This is a genomic window from Lentibacillus sp. Marseille-P4043 (assembly GCF_900258515.1).
Lineage (GTDB): Bacteria > Bacillota > Bacilli > Bacillales > Amphibacillaceae > Lentibacillus_C.
Genome location: NZ_LT984884.1, coordinates 3,754,107 through 3,770,617 on the forward strand (window position 1 = coordinate 3,754,107; position 16,511 = coordinate 3,770,617).

The window sequence follows — 16,511 nt, forward strand, 5'->3', positions numbered from 1 at the left end:
AATAATGAAAGAACCTTAGCCTAAAGGTTCTTTCACTGTTTCTCTATTTTTAGAGGCGTTCAATAATACAACTCCACCTATAATTAATATGACTCCCAATATCTTGAAGGTACTAAAAACTTCTCCCCATACAACTACACTTATTAAAGCAGTTAGCGCTGTTCCTAACCCAGCCCAAATGGCATAAGCTAAACTTAACGGAATTGTATTAAGACACAATGATAAACAATAAAACGCAAGTGCATAACCAGCAACTACACCAACAGCTGGAAATAATACGGTAAATCCCTCTGACTTTTTGAGCATTGCAGTAGCAAAAACCTCTCCAATAATTGAAATTATTAAATAAAGATAACCCCTCATTTTCCTCCCTCCTTCTTTGGAATTAATGTACTCCATCAATATTAAGAAAAATTACTCCACCTATAATTAAAACTAACCCAAACAGCTTTTTGCCATTAAAATTCTCTTTATATATTGTAACTCCAACTAATGCTGTTAGTGCCGTTCCTAATCCTGCCCAAATAGCATAAGCCACTCCAAGGTGCAGCATTTTTAATGATAAAGATAAGCCATAGAAAGCTATTCCGTACCCAACGATTACTCCAAGAGAAGGTATGATTTTTTTAAAACCATTTGTCGCTTTAAGCATTGAACTGCCAAACACTTCACTCACAATCGATATTGCTAATAGTATATAAGCATTCATAATCGCTCTTCACTTTTTGACATTTCCAATAATTGTTGAATTACTTCATTTACCCTTTTTTCTTCTAACGGAGCTACATTCAATGTTTGTGAGTAATAGAGTCCATCTAACGCTAATCTGATGATAGTCGCCGTTATTGGATTTATCCCATCATCTTCTAACTTTTTTAAAGTAGTTTTATAACCATCAGATATAGTTTTAGCTATTTCAGGTTCTAAATAAGAAGTTGCAAAAATGCCGACATTTAACTCTTTATAATGTTCTAAATCAAATTTTGAGGCTTCAATTAATGCACGAGACCATTTACCTTTCTCATCAGAATCATCAGAATCGTTTTCAGCATATTTGTAAAAATTTAAACAAAATTGTTCAAAAATATATTGTGCCAATCCTTTTATTAACGATTCTTTATTTGAAAAGTGATACAATAATCCTCCTTTGCTAATGTTAGCTTTTTTAGCTACGGCATCCAATGTCAATGAATTAAAACCATTTTCAAGTATAATTTGCTTTGTCGTATCTAAAATAAGACGACGCTTAACATCGGCTTTTGATTCCATTAGATATCACTCCTTATTCGATTAATTGGTGTTAATTACTATTTATTGTACCGTCTAGACGGTTTTCTTGTCAATGTGAAGATTCTTCCCATATTAGATAGGGAACAAAACTCCCGTTGGCACTTACTCGTAAATGCTGACGAGTGCGTTCATTCAATAAGAAGTTAAATCAAAAGGACTAGAGAATTTTATCTCTAATCCTTTTTAATCTACGAGTTATTTGGTTAATTTGATTACAAAAACGATACGATTTCTTCTGCGTTTCACCTGTGTTAATGATTTTGCTTTTCAAAAATAAACCCTGAAAAAATGAGCGCACTTTTTGTCTAGTGTATTTTTCTTTCATTAATCTGTCTTACTACAACTTCTTCCCTTGTTTTTCATTTTTCAACGCTTTATAAAAAGAGAAAACCATCAGCAACATGATAAATGAAAATGGCAATGCTGCTGAAATCAACGCATTTTGCAAGGCCTGCAAGCCACCGGTATATAAAAGCACTGCGGCTATTGTCGATTGTGCAATTCCCCATACGAATTTAACAGGTGTCGATGGAGATAACGAGCCATTTGTGGTCTGCATCCCCAAAACAAAAGTCGCGGAATCTGCTGAAGTAATAAAAAACGTGCTAATAAGCAGGATACCTAAAATGGATAAGATCATACTTATTGGAAATTGATCAAATAAACCGAAAAGCGCCTGTTCATCTGGCAAACCGGCAATATCTGCTCCATTATTTTGCTCCTCAATCCCTGATATCCCAAATGCTGAAAACCATAAGAAACCAATTACAGATGGAACGATTAGAACACCTGACAAAAATTCACGAATGGTCCGACCTTTTGATACGCGAGCAATAAAAATTCCAACAAACGGAGCCCAAGCGATCCACCAGGCCCAGAAGAAAACCGTCCAGTCCATTACCCACTGCCGTTCTTCAACACTATTTGGTGATATACGAAAGCTTTCGGAAGGTATTTTTTGAATGTACGACCCGATCGTATCGGTAAATGAGTTTAGAATATACATGGTAGGCCCAAGAACTAGTGCAGCAATGAACAAAATACCAGCTAATATCATATTAGCGTTACTTAAATATTTGATCCCCTTGCTTAGACCTGTGTAGGCTGACAGCATAAATAATACTGTCACAACCAAAATAATTACGAGCTGAACCCAAAAGTCATCATCTACCCCAAATAAATAGGTAAAACCGCCATTGATTTGTGTCGCACCAAATCCAAGGGTTGTTGCGACACCAACAATCGTCGCAAATACTGCGATAACATCGACTAACTTCCCCCATGGTCCATCCATCTTTTCACCAAAAATCGGCCCAAGTGCAGCACTAATTAATCCAGGCTTGCCATGGCGGAAGATAAAATAGGCTAATACTAAGGCAGTCACGGCATATATCGCCCAGGCATGAATACCGTAGTGAAAAAACGTAATCCGCAACGAATCCTCCAGTGCCTCCCTAGTACCAGGTTCTGCTGTTGGAGGAGTTTCTATATAGTGGGAGACAGGTGAAGCAACCCCGTAAAAGACAAGCCCAATCCCCATTCCAGCGCTAAATAACATAGAGAACCATGTTGGATAGCTAAATTCCGGTCGATCGTCCTGCTTTCCAAGTCTGATTTTACCATAAGGACTAAATATTAAGTACAAACAAAATACGACGAACAATGATACAATCAATAAATAATACCAGCCAAAGTGAACGGATATATAATTCATAATCGAGCTTGATATATCTTCAAAATTGACCGGAGCAATGATGCCCCAAAAGGATAGGATCAATGTAAGAGCAAATGTAATCCAAAAAACAGCAGTTACTTGTTTCATGTTATACCCCTTCCCATATTTCCCGTTAGTAGAAATTAGTGTAACGTTAGTTTTTCTATAACGAAGAATTCTATGCGCAAGAGGGTTGTTTAAAATGAGCCAAAAAAATCCCTCTCCGCTATAAGCCAAGAGGGATTTTTGATTCATTAAAATGTCTCCGTCAAATTTATTTATCTTCCCTTAATAAATATTCATTTCCATCTTGATCATAAAATTTGAACATGGTACCAAACGGCATTTTTGACATTTCATCTACTTTTACTTCATTTTGCTTCATTTTCTCATAAGCCGATTCAATATCAGTTGTGCTGAAAAGCATGGTAGGATGCGCAACCTTAGAGGGTTCATGCTGTTCCATTGCTGACTTAGAATAAAGAACTAGAGTAGTAAATTCGTCATCACTAGGTCCTACTTCTATCCAAGATGCATTGGGACCCATCGGTTGTTCAAGTTTTAAAACAAAACCTAGTTTATTTAACCAGAACTCTTTTGCTTGTTCTTGGTCTTCTACATATACAGTAATTTTTCCGACCTTATTAATCATCACGATCACCCTTTTCATCATAATCATTTATATTTTAACAAACCTATGATAATAATAGCTACAACTACTACTTTCCACGGGCAATAAAGATCCCACAAACGTCTAGTCGATTCACCAGGCCCAGAATAACTGTCCAGTCCATTGATTGGCGCTCTACATCATGATTCGGCAATTTACGAAAGTTTTTGTTTAAGTGTACAATCCAAGCATATTTTCCCGTTATGTGTAACGTTCGTTTTGAGCGGAATTTTATGTGCAATAGGGATTGAAAAAGGTCAAAAAAATTCCTCCCAGCCTTTAGCCGAGAGGAAACTATTGTTCATTAAAATGTTTCCGTCAAATTCGTAACAATCTGCTTCTTCCGTGATACGACACCTTTTAATAGGGCGCGATTATTTTCCAATTTCACGTCAAATGCTTTTTCAACATTTTCCTTGGCTTTACCAAGTGCTAATGCATCTGAATCGTTGTTAATAATGTCAGTTACAACGAACAAGAATAAATCCAAGTTCTTGCTTTCAATCGTTTTGTTAATTTCCTCTTCCAATTCTGCTTGGTGGGAAAGAATTGTGCTTGTATCCACCGCATTCACTTGTGCAATTTCTACTTTTGATCCATTCATGTCAAATTCCTTCGCATCCATGGAAATAAGTTCGGCCATTGTTTTGTCGCCTAGATCAGCTCCAGCCTGCAACATATCCAACCCATATTTATCAAGATCAACACCAGCAACTTCAGCTAATTCGCGAGCCGCGTCAACGTCTTGTTGTGTGCATGTTGGTGATTTCAATAGTAATGAATCGGAAATAATTGCTGATACAAGTAATCCAGCAATTTCTTTGGTAATCGAAACGTTATTTTCTTCGTACATTTTTTTTAAAATTGTCGCTGTACAGCCAACAGGTTCTACGCGGAAATATAATGGTTCTTTTGTTTCAAAATTTGCCACACGGTGATGGTCGATAACTTCAGTGATTCGTGCATCTTTAATATTATCAACACTCTGCTGAAATTCATTATGATCAACCAAAATCACATCACTATTTTCCGGAACCGTTTCAATTAAACGTGGTTCTTTTACATGAAAATAATCCAATGCATATTGTGTCTCTTTATTAACCGCACCTAAGCGAACAGGCTCTGCTTGAAATCCTAATTCATTTTTCAAATGGGCATAAGCAAGTGCTGCAGTAATTGTGTCTGTATCTGGGTTTTTGTGTCCAAATATAAGTGTGCTTTCCATGGTAACTCTCCTATCACATTGAAAATTTATATCCTTATTCTTTATACCAATTATATGGCATCATCGCAAATTAGAAAAGCACTTGCCCTTGTTAGCTACTCCTAATTGTTGTTCTCTGTAAATTATTTCCTTGCTTCACACTAATACTCATTATCGAAAGAAAACGGCATAAATGATAAACCCGAATATGAGTACAAGAATAAGTATTCCTGTACCTTTCCAACCTAAACCACCTACCAAGTCAACAAGGCTTCCATTAACATCCCTATTTAGCGAATCATTCGAATTGCCAGTTGGGTTGTTTTTCAACTCTTGTTGCCTTAGTCTCTCTCTTCTTTCTTCAGGTGTTTCTTTGTCTATGCCCATGTTAACACCTCCTAAAAATTAAACAATAGCGGAACAAGGTGCACTGCCTTATTTAGAAAATCCTCCTCCTTAAGTGAAATTCGCTCAAATCCACGGGGTATATCGCATATTTTTTTGCAAATAATAGGGTTGATTGCTAAACGAAAATGAAGGAGGACTTGTATGGTAAAGGATCAACAAGCTAAACGGAATTTGAATTCTAATACGAAACCAGGATTTGCCAAAACTGATGCTGAAAAAGTAAAACGAGAAATTCAGAAAGATATAAGGGAAGGACAAGGTGCAATGACTTCCCGCGAGGCAGGAGCAATGCGAGACTAAAAAACCACTTTTAGTGGTTTTTTATTTTTATGTTTAGGGATTGACTGTGAAGGAGGCTTCTACCGTTCCAAGAAAGCAGTAGATAACTACCCGCCCCAAAAAAGTATACAACCTAAATTGTTTTGAAAATTTTCGAATACACATTCTCTATATTTAGTTTAACACAATTATCATATGAATTTTCACTAGCGTTGCATAAAACTAGTCGGAATGTTCTGTAAACATTATTTCTGTAATTTTTGCCAAAAAGTTAAAGTCCAATTAAAGGTGGCTCTGTCCATCTGGTAAAATTATACAATTAATACAAATTAATACAAATTAATACAACCTACGACAATATCATTTATTACGGTACTGTCTTGTTTTCAAAACGATGTAGCCAAATGTAAGCTGGTTTCCATAACGCGGCCTTTAACCAACGAGTAATTCGAAGCAGTGATTTTTTACTTTTCGTTTCCAGTTGGATGAGCACATGCAAACAATAGGTGATGAGCGCAATATAGATTTGATTTTGTAACGCTGTTTCACTCATTCCGTAAAAATGTTTGATTTCCACGTGCTGCTTTAACCATTTGAAAAATAATTCGATTGCCCAGCGTGATCGATAAATATCAATAATTTCTTGTGGTTCCAAGTCAAATCGATTCGTGATTAATCGAAGGATGTTTCCCTTCGTATCCATCACTTCAAGAAGACGAAATACGTTTTCGCACCGATTTTGTGTGGATCCTATGTAAACCATTCTGTCAGATAGAACCGATGATTCAGCTGGAACGGAAAAGGAACATACTTCACGAATGACGGCATTTTTCTTTATTCTGGATGCAAAGAAGTATCCTTCGTCTGTCATCCTGTCAAATCGTTCGTAATCCACATAGCCGCGATCAAAGACGTACATGGCTTCCTTGTCATCAACGAGAACTTCAAGCTGATTACGATCATGTTCTTTCGCCACTGTGATCTCAGCTTTCTCAGGATAGACTGTATCTTTATCCATGAAAACGAGTCGTAAATGTAGTTTCACACCAGCCTTTGTTTTACGGAACTTGGCCCACTTATAATTGGTTAGGTTAAGAGGCAAGGTGCTAGAATCGATAATTATGGCAAATTCTTGTAGGCCTTATTGTGATATCCACGTATCTGCTGCACAAGATCGGAAAACAGGGTCGCTAGTATGGATGGATCAATTTCTTTATTCTTGCGAGAAAGCTGTGATGCGCTAATCGATTCAAAACCAACAGCTTCCTGAAAGTCTGCATCCAATAAAGCGTCACTTAATGCTTGGAGCCCTTCCGTTTCATGTACTTGTGCATAAAGCATCAGTTTAATGTAGGCTTCAGTCGTTAGTTTTTTAGTATAGCTATCTTGTTTTAAGTTTTTAACTTGATTAAAAAGATTTTTAGTATTTATAGGTGCAAACCATTTACCAAATGCTGATTTTGGTGTATTCTTGTCCATATTGTTGGTCCTTTATATTGGATTTGGACAGGAAAACCACCTGACCTATTCATTATAAAGGATTTTTTGTTGTCTATACAGCCAAAAATTGAACATTGCCAATATTTTTTGTTATTAAATTTAATTAATGCAACGCTAGTGGTGAATTTTATATAATTATTAAAATTAGCAATTAATCGCACCTTAATTCGGGCAATTTTCAAAATGTAACAGTAATCACTTTAATTCTGTAAAATTGCTTATCAATTCGTTTTTCAATCAACATTTAAAATCAGTACAAACCTTGAAATAACGGTAAAAATAAACACGCTATTTCAGTGTGAAATAACGTGTTTATTGGTATACTATTTTATTGTTTGCACCTCTAAAATTTTCAATAAATATGCGAGTTTTTCATTCTATTTAACGATCAACACTGGACAATCTACCCGTTTCGCTACCTTATGACTAACACTTCCCAAAATGAACGTTTGCAAATTATTTAATCCACGGCTGCCAATGATAACACAGTCAGAATCGTTTCCATTGGCGAAGTTCACAATTTCCGGTCCAGGCTCTCCATGTAACAGATGAACCTTATACGTTATTTTCGCATCTTCCAGCAAGTCAACAACGGGTTTCATTTTCTCCCGCCTTTTTTGTTCGATTTTAAATTTATCACCACTATGCAATACATCAGCCTTGGCCGTTTGCCCATCAATAACATAGACAACCTCAATCGAGCCACTAAATTTTTCCGCAAGCTCAATCGCATATTTGGTTGAACGAATAGAATGTTCCGATCCATCCGTTGCCAACACAATCCGTTTAAACAAATGCTCACCTCATTTACTTTCCGGGACATGGGGACAGGTTAGTTGTCCCACCCCGAAAATCCCATTTGACGGGGATGGCGCCTGGGACAACTAACCTGTCCCCATGTCCCACCTATTTTAGTGTCCGGATGCTTTCGATAGTCCGCCGATTCGGTTTTTCAATTGTTTGCTTTCTTCATTTAATCCGGTATATTCAACTCGGATATGATGTTGTTCAAATTTCATCTCGATTTTATCTAGTGCCTCAATTGCTGAGTCATCCCATAGATGGGCATGGGCTAGATCAATTTCTACTTCCTGGACGGTGTCTGTGTAGTTGAATTTTTTTGGTAAATCATTTACCGATGCAAAGAATAGCTGTCCTTGTACATGATAAACACGTTTCGTTCCATTAAGCTCATCCGTAACCTTTACTTTGGAAATTTTGGCTGCAAAAAAGATTGCACTTAATAACACACCAGCAAGAACACCGATTGATAAATTGTCTGTAACCAAAACGATAACAACCGTTGTAACCATAACACCAGCATCCGTTTTAGGAATTTTATGCAGGCTTTTCAATGACGTCCAATCAAAAGTTCCAATCGACACCATGAACATGACGCCTACTAAAGCTGCCATCGGAATCTGTACAACCAAACTACCCAATACAATGATCAAAAACATCAAAAACACACCGGCAACAAATGTGGATAATCTGCCCCGTCCACCTGATTTAATATTGATAACAGATTGTCCAATCATTGCACAACCAGCCATCCCGCCAAAAAATCCGGAAACGATATTTGCAATACCTTGTCCACGGCTTTCTTTATCTTTATTACTTTCTGTGTCCGTCATATCATCAACAATGTTGGCAGTTAATAATGTTTCCAGCAAACCAACAATAGCAATTGCTAATGAGTACGGAAAGATAATCATGAATGTTTCAAATGTTAATGGGATCGATGGAAGTAAAAAAACAGGCAATTGCTGTGTGAGATTCCCTAAATCCCCTACCGTTTTTGTATCGATATTGCCAAAAATAGCGATCGTAGTGACAATAACAATAGCTACAAGTGTGGATGGAACTGCCTTTGTTATCTTAGGAAATAAATAGATAATAGCTAAAGTTAATCCAACAAGTGCATACATGATCCATGTTTCTCCAACAAAATGCTCCAATTGCGCCATAAAAATCATGATCGCCAATGCATTAACAAATCCAACCATTACGGAGCGCGGTACAAATTTCATGACACGAGCAAGCTTAAATACGCCAAATAAAATTTGAATAATTCCTGTTAAGATCGTCGCCGCTAACAAATATTGCAAGCCGTGTTCCGCAATAAGCGTTACCATTAATAATGCCGTCGACCCTGTTGCCGCTGAAATCATTCCCTGTCGTCCACCTGTAATGGAGATTACTACAGCGATACAGAATGACGCATAGAGCCCAACCATCGGATCCACTCCAGCGATAATAGAAAAAGCAATTGCCTCAGGAATTAGCGCAAGTGCCACAACCATTCCAGCAAGGATATCCCCTTTGATATTACCAAACCATTCTTTTTTTAATGTTTCTACCTTCAATTCTCTACCTCTTCCTTTATTATATTAAGCTTTCCAAAAAGCTTGTACCGTTAATAACCATTGAATCATACCACACGTGGAAATGATCACAAAACCCGATGTAAGCGCGGTCTATTTATGAATGCTTTTATTTCCTTTGATTTTTGTACAATTTTGACTAGGTGTAGAATTACAGTGTTTTTTAACTGGTATTTTTAGGACAGCAAAAAACCCGAGTCTCGTTAATCTCGGGTCGTTCAGAGGATTTAATAATGCTATTGTAAATGTTTTGGTGGTGGATTTTCGTGTTGATTGGTTTCCACTTCGGTAAATAAGCCTTCCTTATTTGAATTACTTGATGGCGGACTATACAAAGGAGGATTCGCAACAAGTTGATTTATCGTTTGCTGCAATGTTTGCATGTCTGTCGTTAATTTTTGGAATTCCTTTTTCGTAACTGGCTGTGCTTCCTGTTTTAGTGTGAAACCTATTTGGCCATTTGGTTCCAATGTCGCCCATTTCACATCACTGATTTTCGTCACATTTTTTTGCCGTAATTTTATTTCTAATTGATCAACCGTTAATCGCAATTTACGTAAATTATTTTCGTTTAACGTTCCATTATTAATCACAACTTTTGCATTACCGGTAACAAGTTTTTCAGCACCATCAAATTTTAATTGAGCATACTCAAAGCCAATCAATGTCAACACGAGTATGCCACCAACAGCGAACGTAACCCAAATATTTTTACCTGACACAGGTTGAATAAGCAATGATCCAATCGCAATCATAATCACCGTTTGTGGCAATGTCATTTGTGAAATGGACTTTCTGCCACCAATGCGCAACAGAAATGTCCCAACAATTACAATAAGAACAGCTTTCCATATTACATCTAGATCCATAAATTTTGGCTCCCTTTCATTCGTTATTATTAGCCTGCGTTGGTACCTCAGATTTTATTCTTATTGTGGTTCGCTTTCGTCCGGCGACTTTCCGCTTTCTTCCGGCGACTTTTCCGCCCGAGTTCACGTATCCTTGGACCGGGTGCACGCTTAGGGTCTACTGCTGCCAGGACTTCTGTTCATTATCTTCAATAATCCCTAATACAACGTCGGCAACTTCCGGCGATCGGAGCAACTTGTCTGTTAAATCGAACTTGATATCGTCTGCTTCCGCAAGCGAGAGTCCTTTCTTTAACTCAACCGTTGTTTCAACATGATAGGATCGCCCTTCTTGTAGTACCCGCATTTTATAAATGTCAACGACTGATTCATTTTCTAATAATACTTCTGCAATTTTCTTTTCGACTTCAGCAGGGGCAGATACCCCAATCAAGCCAACCATATTGTCATAACCAACTCGATAAGCAACGAAAAGCATCAGCACGCCAATTAACATCGAAATGATTCCATCCGCTTTCAAAATATCGAAATACTGTCCAAGTACAATCCCGATGATAGCAAGCGCTGAACCAGTTGTCGCAACCAAATCTTCATAAAATACAAGTCTTGTGGCCGGTGCCGCCTTGGAAGCACTTTTAAAAGCTGAAATAAACAAATTACCACTTTGATCGCTACCTGATTCACGGGATATTTCTTTCATCGACTTAATAAAAACGAGACCATCAATAATAATAGCGCCAATAAGAACAATTAAATTAAGCCAAAAATCACCAGTCGCTTCCGGATGACGGAATGATTCCCAGCCAGATTTGATCGTTTCATATGCCATTACCGTTACAACGATAACTGCAACCATGCAAAAGATATTAATAACTCGCCCAAAACCAGTTGGAAATCGTTTTGATGGCTTCATCTCTGCCAGTACACTGCCAAAAAAGACAAATGCCTGGTTAACCGTATCCGCCAATGAATGCATACCTGTCGCAAACATCGTTCCATTACCACTGATAACTGCAACGATTAATTTTGCTGCGGCAATAACTGCATTACCAATTGCCGCGAGTCCTGAAGAAACATTTCCTTTTTTTATCAATTCGATAAAACGCATCGGTCGTCCTCCTGCATCGTCTTATTGTCATTATGTTTTGAAGAACTACCGATTATATGCATGGAATGAAATTTGAACGTTGCTAAACAAGATGAACCGTTCAAATCTGCATGAACCCTGGATCTCAGCTAAAACATTTATGACATGCTACATTATTTTTTCAACCAGTTTTGTTATACTTAAACCTACTGTGAGTTTTTTACAAGGGGAGATAACCAAAATGAATAATGATCAAACCAAAATAAATTTATCCTTTATTATCCTGCTAATTGGTGTTTTCATGGCAGCACTCGACAACGGCATCATCAGTGCTGCTTTGACTACCATTAATTCATCCTTTCATGTATCGGCAACAATTGGTTCATGGGGGATAACCTTGTATACACTTGGTTTAGCTGTTACTACTCCAATTGTAGGAAAACTTGCTGACCGATTCGGCCGAAAAAAATTATTTCTTATTGAGATCGCAATCTTCACTATTGGTTCACTAGGAGTGGCACTAAGTCCGAACTATACTTTCTTTCTAGCTTCACGGTTATTCCAATCATTTGGTGGTGGCGGGATTTTTATCATTGCCAGTTCACATGTTATCAGCACTTTTGTCAAAAATCGCCAAGGAAGCATGCTAGGGTTATTGGGGGCAATGAATGGAATTGCTTCGGTCATTGGGCCAAATATCGGCAGTTTCCTGATCGACTGGACCGGAAGCTGGCATTGGCTGTTTCTTATTAACGTGCCAATTGGGATTATCCTACTAGTATTTGGATGGACCTCATTGCAAGAAACCAAAGAAACGGTTATGTCCAAAATTGACTTTCTTGGGATTACCCTTTTATCCTTATCCATTCTGAGTGTTATGTTTGCTGTGAATAATTTGGGAACCGGAAACCTGCTGGACAGTTTTCTCGGTTGGGGTGTACTTGGCCTTTTGCTCCTTGGTGTGGCCATCTTTTCCATCCTGTTGCTACTGGAAAAAAAGCGGGAGCAAGGAAATGTGGATCCTATTTTGCCATACTCCATGCTGCGCAAGCCAACTTATTCAATGACCATGATTATGGCACTGATGTCAGGTACATTCATTGGCTCGGTCATTTTTATCCCGTCTTTTGCAGAGCAAATACTCAACATTTCCGCTGCTAAATCAGGTTATTGGATGACACCATTGGCACTCGCTTCCGGAATCGGGGCTAGCGGAGGTGGTTATTTTGTCGATAAAAGAGGCCCAGTCAATACCATTATCTTTGCCGGAATCGTTTCGTTTATCGGATTCGGCGGGCTGGCATTTTTCACAGATACAAAACTGACATTTATTTTATTCACCGTCATCGCCGGAATTGGATTTGGGTTCGTACTAGGTGCGCCACTAACCGTCTTGACGTCTAATGCGGCAGGTGCCCAAAAAGGAACAGCCATTGGTACATTGTCTGTAGCACGGCAAATAGGGCTCACCATTGCACCTACTATATTCGCAAGCTTTATTCAGCAAGGATTTAGCAAACTTGGGACCTTGATTCCAAAAAATTTAAGTGAACACCATATTGATGCAAGCAACATTCCGGATGAAGCTATGAAGCAAATCCAATCTGGCGGATATAGCAACATCGAATCAAAAATCAACCAAATACCAGTACCAGAAGTCAGAGAAGCCTTACATGACGCATTTAGCGAGGCTGCGCATGCAGCATACCAGCCAATCTATTTATTTGTCGCTGTTATGTCCCTGTTAATGATTATCATTGCACTAAGTTTCCGAAAACAGTTTAACAAGGATTCCCAAGAAAATGAATAATTGCAGCTCTCTTGCTACGGAGAGAAGCATAAGATGGGACAATAGTTCGGCTCAAGCCGTCCCTACGTCCCATCTCCCACTCATTTTCACCCCGAAAACGCTATCATTTGTAAAGTATGTTCCTTTTCAGTTACAGCAGAATCAATCAATTGTATCATTTCACCAAATGGACAGAGCCACCTTTGATTCTGCTTTGACTTTTCAAAAAATTTATGCAACGCTAGTGATAATCAAGAGAGGAGCGATCATTTATGCATACAGAAATTCCAGAAATCACACTAAATGATGGTGTTACGTTACCTGTTATAGGTTTAGGTACATACCGACTTAATGGAAATGCAGGAGCTAATGCTATTAATAGTGCAATTGACTTAGGTTACCGGCTAATTGATACTGCCTACAATTATGAAAATGAGGGAACTGTAGGGGAAGCGGTTCGGCGCAGTTCTGTTCCAAGGGAAAATTTAAAAATTACATCCAAATTACCAGGGCGATATCAATCCTATGATAAAGCGATTACTGCCATTCAAGAGTCCTTATTTCGCGCTGGCCTTCATTATTATGACTTGTACCTTATTCATTGGCCTAACCCGAAGCAGGATAACTATGTCGATGCCTGGCAAGCATTGATCGATGCTAAAAAATGGGGATTAATTCGCTCTATTGGTGTCTGTAATTTTCTCCCTGAACATATGGAGCGATTAGAAAAGGAAACCGGTGTTATTCCAAGCATCAATCAAATAGAACTACATCCATTTTTCAACCAAGAGCAACAAAGAAAATGGCACCATGAACATAACGTTAAAACAGAATCCTGGAGTCCATTAGCCAAAGCAAATACAGTTTTCCAAAATGAAACAATTAACAAGATAGCCAATCATCATCATAAGACGATTTCCCAAATTATTTTACGTTGGCATTATCAGCTTGGAGCAATTTCAATCCCGAAATCTGCTTCCCCTAAACGCCAGCTTGAAAATATATCCATTTTTGATTTTGCTTTAAATGAAACCGAAATGGGCGCTATTTCAGAATTAACGCATCCGGATGGCCGGACAAACGATCAGGATCCAGCTACTTATGAAGAATTTTAAACGATTCCATCACTGATAGTTATACTTTCTACCCTCGCTCGTGCTGGTGGCTGTTTAATTAATAAAATAACTACTCCAACGCTGGGGTAGTTATTTTATTTTAATTATTACCGAAATCGCATAATAGATAGTTTGCTAAATCACTAAGTATTTTCCTAATTTATCGCCTCCTAGAAAGATCAATAAGGTAGTCATTAAAATTTTTCATATCTATCTACGGTGTTTACCCATGTTATTGAATTATGCGCGGTTTCCCTTCATGTGGAAATATTGGCATTGATGCAATACTTCCTATCAATCTATTATTTGACAACTCAGATTTATTTGTGAAAAAATATAGATAATAGATCATGGTTCATAAGCGATAGAATTTTCCCACATAATGTCACAACGTTCGTTCCACTGAACCGATTCCACATCAATTAGAAATCCTACATTTATAGCGCATAAACATAGAACAACCCAGATATAAAAAAAGAATAAAAATAATGAGGGTGATTATTTTGGCTAGCATAAAACATGACTTATTAACCATTCATTATGAGTGGATGGAATCAGACAAACCCGATGCAGAAGATACAGTCATTTTGATCCACGGGCTGGGACTGGATATTTACTCGTGGGATTATGCGGTACCATACTTGCGCAAGAACTATCACATCATGCGGTATGATCTCCGTGGCCACGGAGCAAGTGATGCAGGAAGTGGTGTGGGAACAATGAATTTGCTGCGTGATGATCTGTTACTGCTCCTTACCGAACTAGACATTAAGTCGTATCACATTATCGGTCACGGATTGGGCGGATTTTCGGGTGTCTATTTGGCATCGGAAAAAGCACCGGGCTTAAAATCACTTGTATTGATGAGTGTCCCATTGCATTACCCAAAAAATCTCGGCAATAAAGTGACAGACGAACGCAAAAAAGCTGTAATAGGGCAACAAACAATGATAAATCTCGGTGAACAATTAAAAAATAATGCATTCCACCTCCCCACAGAAGAAAAGAAATACATCTTGATGAATGCCTTTAAGAAAGTATCACCCGCTGTTTACTTTGACATATTTCATATCGACAACCTTAAATCTGGAATCGAGCGGTTGCGTCAAATTACAGTACCCATTCTACTGTTGTCCGGTGCGGAAGATGCAATGTTCCCACCCGAATTGAGCAGTGCCAGTTTGAATTTCAACACCAATGCCCGACACTATACCGTTCCAGATGCCTCGTTCATGATTCAGATGGATCAACCACAGGTCATGACACAATGGATCCACAACTTTATTCAAAAAAACGATCAGGACAAGTGGACGAATACATACGACGATAACTACCAGGAAAGTTTGACAGCAGAGATGTATACAGAAATTAGAGGCATCCTTCAAAAAACGCAGAATTCTGCCTCACCTGTAAATAATCTACAGGTCAATATGATGAACGGATTCAATGCCCATATTAATGGAGAAAGAATTCTTAAAGGATGGGGACAACGAAAAGCAAAACAACTTCTCGCGTATCTCGTTTTGCAACCATCCACGACACGCGAGGAGCTTTGCGATGTATTCTGGCCTGAAGTGGATTTGGAAACGGCGAAGAACAGGTTGAGAGTGTCATTGCATCATTTAAAACAATTATTGACAGTAAACACTACCGAAAAAAAGACGCACTTACTGGTGACGGAACGAGAGCATGTTTTTCTGCAAGCAAAAGTACAATCAGATCTGCTTCATTATCGGAAAGCTGTCAAAATGGCCCATCGCCTGGAATCGATCACAGAGAAAACAGACGAGTATAAACGATTATTGCGCGAGGAAAAGGAAAATATCATTCCGGGATTTTTTGAAGACTGGTTTCTTGACCAACGTACAGGGATAGAAAATGAATGGGCTGACATGGCGCTTTTTCTCGTTGATCTGTATGAAAAACAAAACGATGTACAAAATGCGGTCCATTACCTAAAAATTGCTCTAAAATACCATAATGATGCATATACACTGCAGGAACGTCTGGATCGTTTAGAAGGTCGGATGGCTTGAGAAGTGGTGTGCTTTGAACTTGAGACAACCAGATATTTTAACTTTCGACAGCGCTGTTTCCGTAAAGGGAACAGCGCTTTTATTTTAGCTATAGCTACTGCTGTGTGTAATGATGTGTAATGATGGTGTAACGGTCAGCGTGTTATAATGCGTTATAGAATATTCA

General features: G+C 38.2%; 15 protein-coding genes and 1 pseudogene. 4 read left to right on the forward strand and 12 right to left on the reverse strand.

The window, feature by feature from the left end; all coding sequences use genetic code 11:
• Window positions 1-15 precede the first annotated feature (15 nt).
• The 7 genes from C8270_RS18675 to C8270_RS18705 form a co-directional block, all read right to left on the reverse strand.
• A complete protein-coding gene (locus tag C8270_RS18675) occupies window positions 16-363 on the reverse strand; it encodes a DMT family transporter (RefSeq protein ID WP_106498286.1) in 348 nt (115 codons plus the stop codon).
• A 22-nt stretch (window positions 364-385) separates the two neighbouring features.
• Window positions 386-709, reverse strand: a complete 324-nt coding sequence (locus C8270_RS18680) for a DMT family transporter (RefSeq protein WP_106498287.1) — start codon at window positions 707-709, stop codon at window positions 386-388.
• Complete coding sequence (locus C8270_RS18685; RefSeq protein ID WP_106498288.1) at window positions 706-1,269, reverse strand: TetR/AcrR family transcriptional regulator; 564 nt, start codon at window positions 1,267-1,269, stop codon at window positions 706-708. Before C8270_RS18685 ends, C8270_RS18680 begins: the two co-directional genes overlap by 4 nt.
• A 358-nt stretch (window positions 1,270-1,627) precedes the next feature.
• The gene (locus C8270_RS18690; RefSeq protein WP_106498289.1) at window positions 1,628-3,112 is read right to left on the reverse strand and encodes a glycine betaine uptake BCCT transporter; all 1,485 of its coding nucleotides are present in this window, start codon (window positions 3,110-3,112) and stop codon (window positions 1,628-1,630) included.
• Between the two features lie 166 nt (window positions 3,113-3,278).
• Window positions 3,279-3,656 carry a VOC family protein gene (locus tag C8270_RS18695; protein ID WP_106498290.1) on the reverse strand — a complete coding sequence of 126 codons (378 nt, stop codon included), beginning with the start codon at window positions 3,654-3,656 and terminating at the stop codon, window positions 3,279-3,281.
• Window positions 3,657-3,978: 322 nt separating this feature from the next.
• Window positions 3,979-4,899: a manganese-dependent inorganic pyrophosphatase gene (locus C8270_RS18700; RefSeq protein WP_106498291.1), complete on the reverse strand. Its 921-nt coding sequence runs from the start codon at window positions 4,897-4,899 to the stop codon at window positions 3,979-3,981.
• 150 nt (window positions 4,900-5,049) lie between these two features.
• Window positions 5,050-5,265 carry a DUF6366 family protein gene (locus C8270_RS18705; RefSeq protein WP_106498292.1) on the reverse strand — a complete coding sequence of 72 codons (216 nt, stop codon included), beginning with the start codon at window positions 5,263-5,265 and terminating at the stop codon, window positions 5,050-5,052.
• Window positions 5,266-5,427: 162 nt separating this feature from the next.
• Between C8270_RS18705 and C8270_RS20330 the strand changes: the two genes are divergently transcribed.
• Window positions 5,428-5,586, forward strand: coding sequence for a hypothetical protein (locus C8270_RS20330; protein ID WP_199794701.1), 159 nt, complete (start codon window positions 5,428-5,430; stop codon window positions 5,584-5,586).
• 346 nt (window positions 5,587-5,932) lie between these two features.
• Here the strand turns inward: C8270_RS20330 and C8270_RS18710 are convergent.
• The 5 genes and pseudogenes from C8270_RS18710 to C8270_RS18730 all read right to left on the reverse strand — a co-directional run bounded on the left by C8270_RS18710 (window position 5,933) and on the right by C8270_RS18730 (window position 11,426).
• Window positions 5,933-7,044 (reverse strand): annotated as a pseudogene (locus tag C8270_RS18710) (IS4 family transposase).
• 398 nt (window positions 7,045-7,442) lie between these two features.
• Entirely contained in the window at window positions 7,443-7,859 is a 417-nt protein-coding gene (locus tag C8270_RS18715; RefSeq protein ID WP_106498293.1) for a universal stress protein, read from the reverse strand.
• 117 nt (window positions 7,860-7,976) lie between these two features.
• On the reverse strand, window positions 7,977-9,431 hold the full coding sequence (locus C8270_RS18720; protein WP_106498294.1) for a SulP family inorganic anion transporter: 1,455 nt from the start codon (window positions 9,429-9,431) through the stop codon (window positions 7,977-7,979).
• Window positions 9,432-9,685: 254 nt separating this feature from the next.
• Window positions 9,686-10,318 (reverse strand): DUF421 domain-containing protein, encoded by a 633-nt coding sequence (locus C8270_RS18725; RefSeq protein ID WP_106498295.1) that lies wholly within the window; start codon window positions 10,316-10,318, stop codon window positions 9,686-9,688.
• Window positions 10,319-10,475: 157 nt separating this feature from the next.
• Window positions 10,476-11,426 carry a cation diffusion facilitator family transporter gene (locus C8270_RS18730; protein WP_106498296.1) on the reverse strand — a complete coding sequence of 317 codons (951 nt, stop codon included), beginning with the start codon at window positions 11,424-11,426 and terminating at the stop codon, window positions 10,476-10,478.
• A 220-nt stretch (window positions 11,427-11,646) separates the two neighbouring features.
• Between C8270_RS18730 and C8270_RS18735 the strand changes: the two genes are divergently transcribed.
• The 3 genes from C8270_RS18735 (at window position 11,647) to C8270_RS18750 (ending at window position 16,345) form a co-directional block, all read left to right on the forward strand.
• Window positions 11,647-13,215: an MFS transporter gene (locus C8270_RS18735; RefSeq protein ID WP_106498297.1), complete on the forward strand. Its 1,569-nt coding sequence runs from the start codon at window positions 11,647-11,649 to the stop codon at window positions 13,213-13,215.
• A 251-nt stretch (window positions 13,216-13,466) separates the two neighbouring features.
• Window positions 13,467-14,309: an aldo/keto reductase gene (locus C8270_RS18745; protein WP_106498299.1), complete on the forward strand. Its 843-nt coding sequence runs from the start codon at window positions 13,467-13,469 to the stop codon at window positions 14,307-14,309.
• Between the two features lie 503 nt (window positions 14,310-14,812).
• Window positions 14,813-16,345: an alpha/beta hydrolase gene (locus C8270_RS18750; RefSeq protein ID WP_158701785.1), complete on the forward strand. Its 1,533-nt coding sequence runs from the start codon at window positions 14,813-14,815 to the stop codon at window positions 16,343-16,345.
• Window positions 16,346-16,511 lie beyond the last annotated feature (166 nt).

What these genes read in the sequence shown, in the direction of transcription:
- C8270_RS18675 (WP_106498286.1), bottom strand. Translation starts at nt 363, where the DNA reads ATGAGGGGTTATCTTTATTTAATAATTTCAATTATTGGAGAGGTTTTT.
- C8270_RS18680 (WP_106498287.1), bottom strand. Translation starts at nt 709, where the DNA reads ATGAATGCTTATATACTATTAGCAATATCGATTGTGAGTGAAGTGTTT.
- C8270_RS18685 (WP_106498288.1), bottom strand. Translation starts at nt 1,269, where the DNA reads ATGGAATCAAAAGCCGATGTTAAGCGTCGTCTTATTTTAGATACGACA.
- C8270_RS18690 (WP_106498289.1), bottom strand. Translation starts at nt 3,112, where the DNA reads ATGAAACAAGTAACTGCTGTTTTTTGGATTACATTTGCTCTTACATTG.
- C8270_RS18695 (WP_106498290.1), bottom strand. Translation starts at nt 3,656, where the DNA reads ATGATTAATAAGGTCGGAAAAATTACTGTATATGTAGAAGACCAAGAA.
- C8270_RS18700 (WP_106498291.1), bottom strand. Translation starts at nt 4,899, where the DNA reads ATGGAAAGCACACTTATATTTGGACACAAAAACCCAGATACAGACACA.
- C8270_RS18705 (WP_106498292.1), bottom strand. Translation starts at nt 5,265, where the DNA reads ATGGGCATAGACAAAGAAACACCTGAAGAAAGAAGAGAGAGACTAAGG.
- C8270_RS20330 (WP_199794701.1), top strand. Translation starts at nt 5,428, where the DNA reads ATGGTAAAGGATCAACAAGCTAAACGGAATTTGAATTCTAATACGAAA.
- C8270_RS18725 (WP_106498295.1), bottom strand. Translation starts at nt 10,318, where the DNA reads ATGGATCTAGATGTAATATGGAAAGCTGTTCTTATTGTAATTGTTGGG.
- C8270_RS18730 (WP_106498296.1), bottom strand. Translation starts at nt 11,426, where the DNA reads ATGCGTTTTATCGAATTGATAAAAAAAGGAAATGTTTCTTCAGGACTC.
- C8270_RS18735 (WP_106498297.1), top strand. Translation starts at nt 11,647, where the DNA reads ATGAATAATGATCAAACCAAAATAAATTTATCCTTTATTATCCTGCTA.
- C8270_RS18745 (WP_106498299.1), top strand. Translation starts at nt 13,467, where the DNA reads ATGCATACAGAAATTCCAGAAATCACACTAAATGATGGTGTTACGTTA.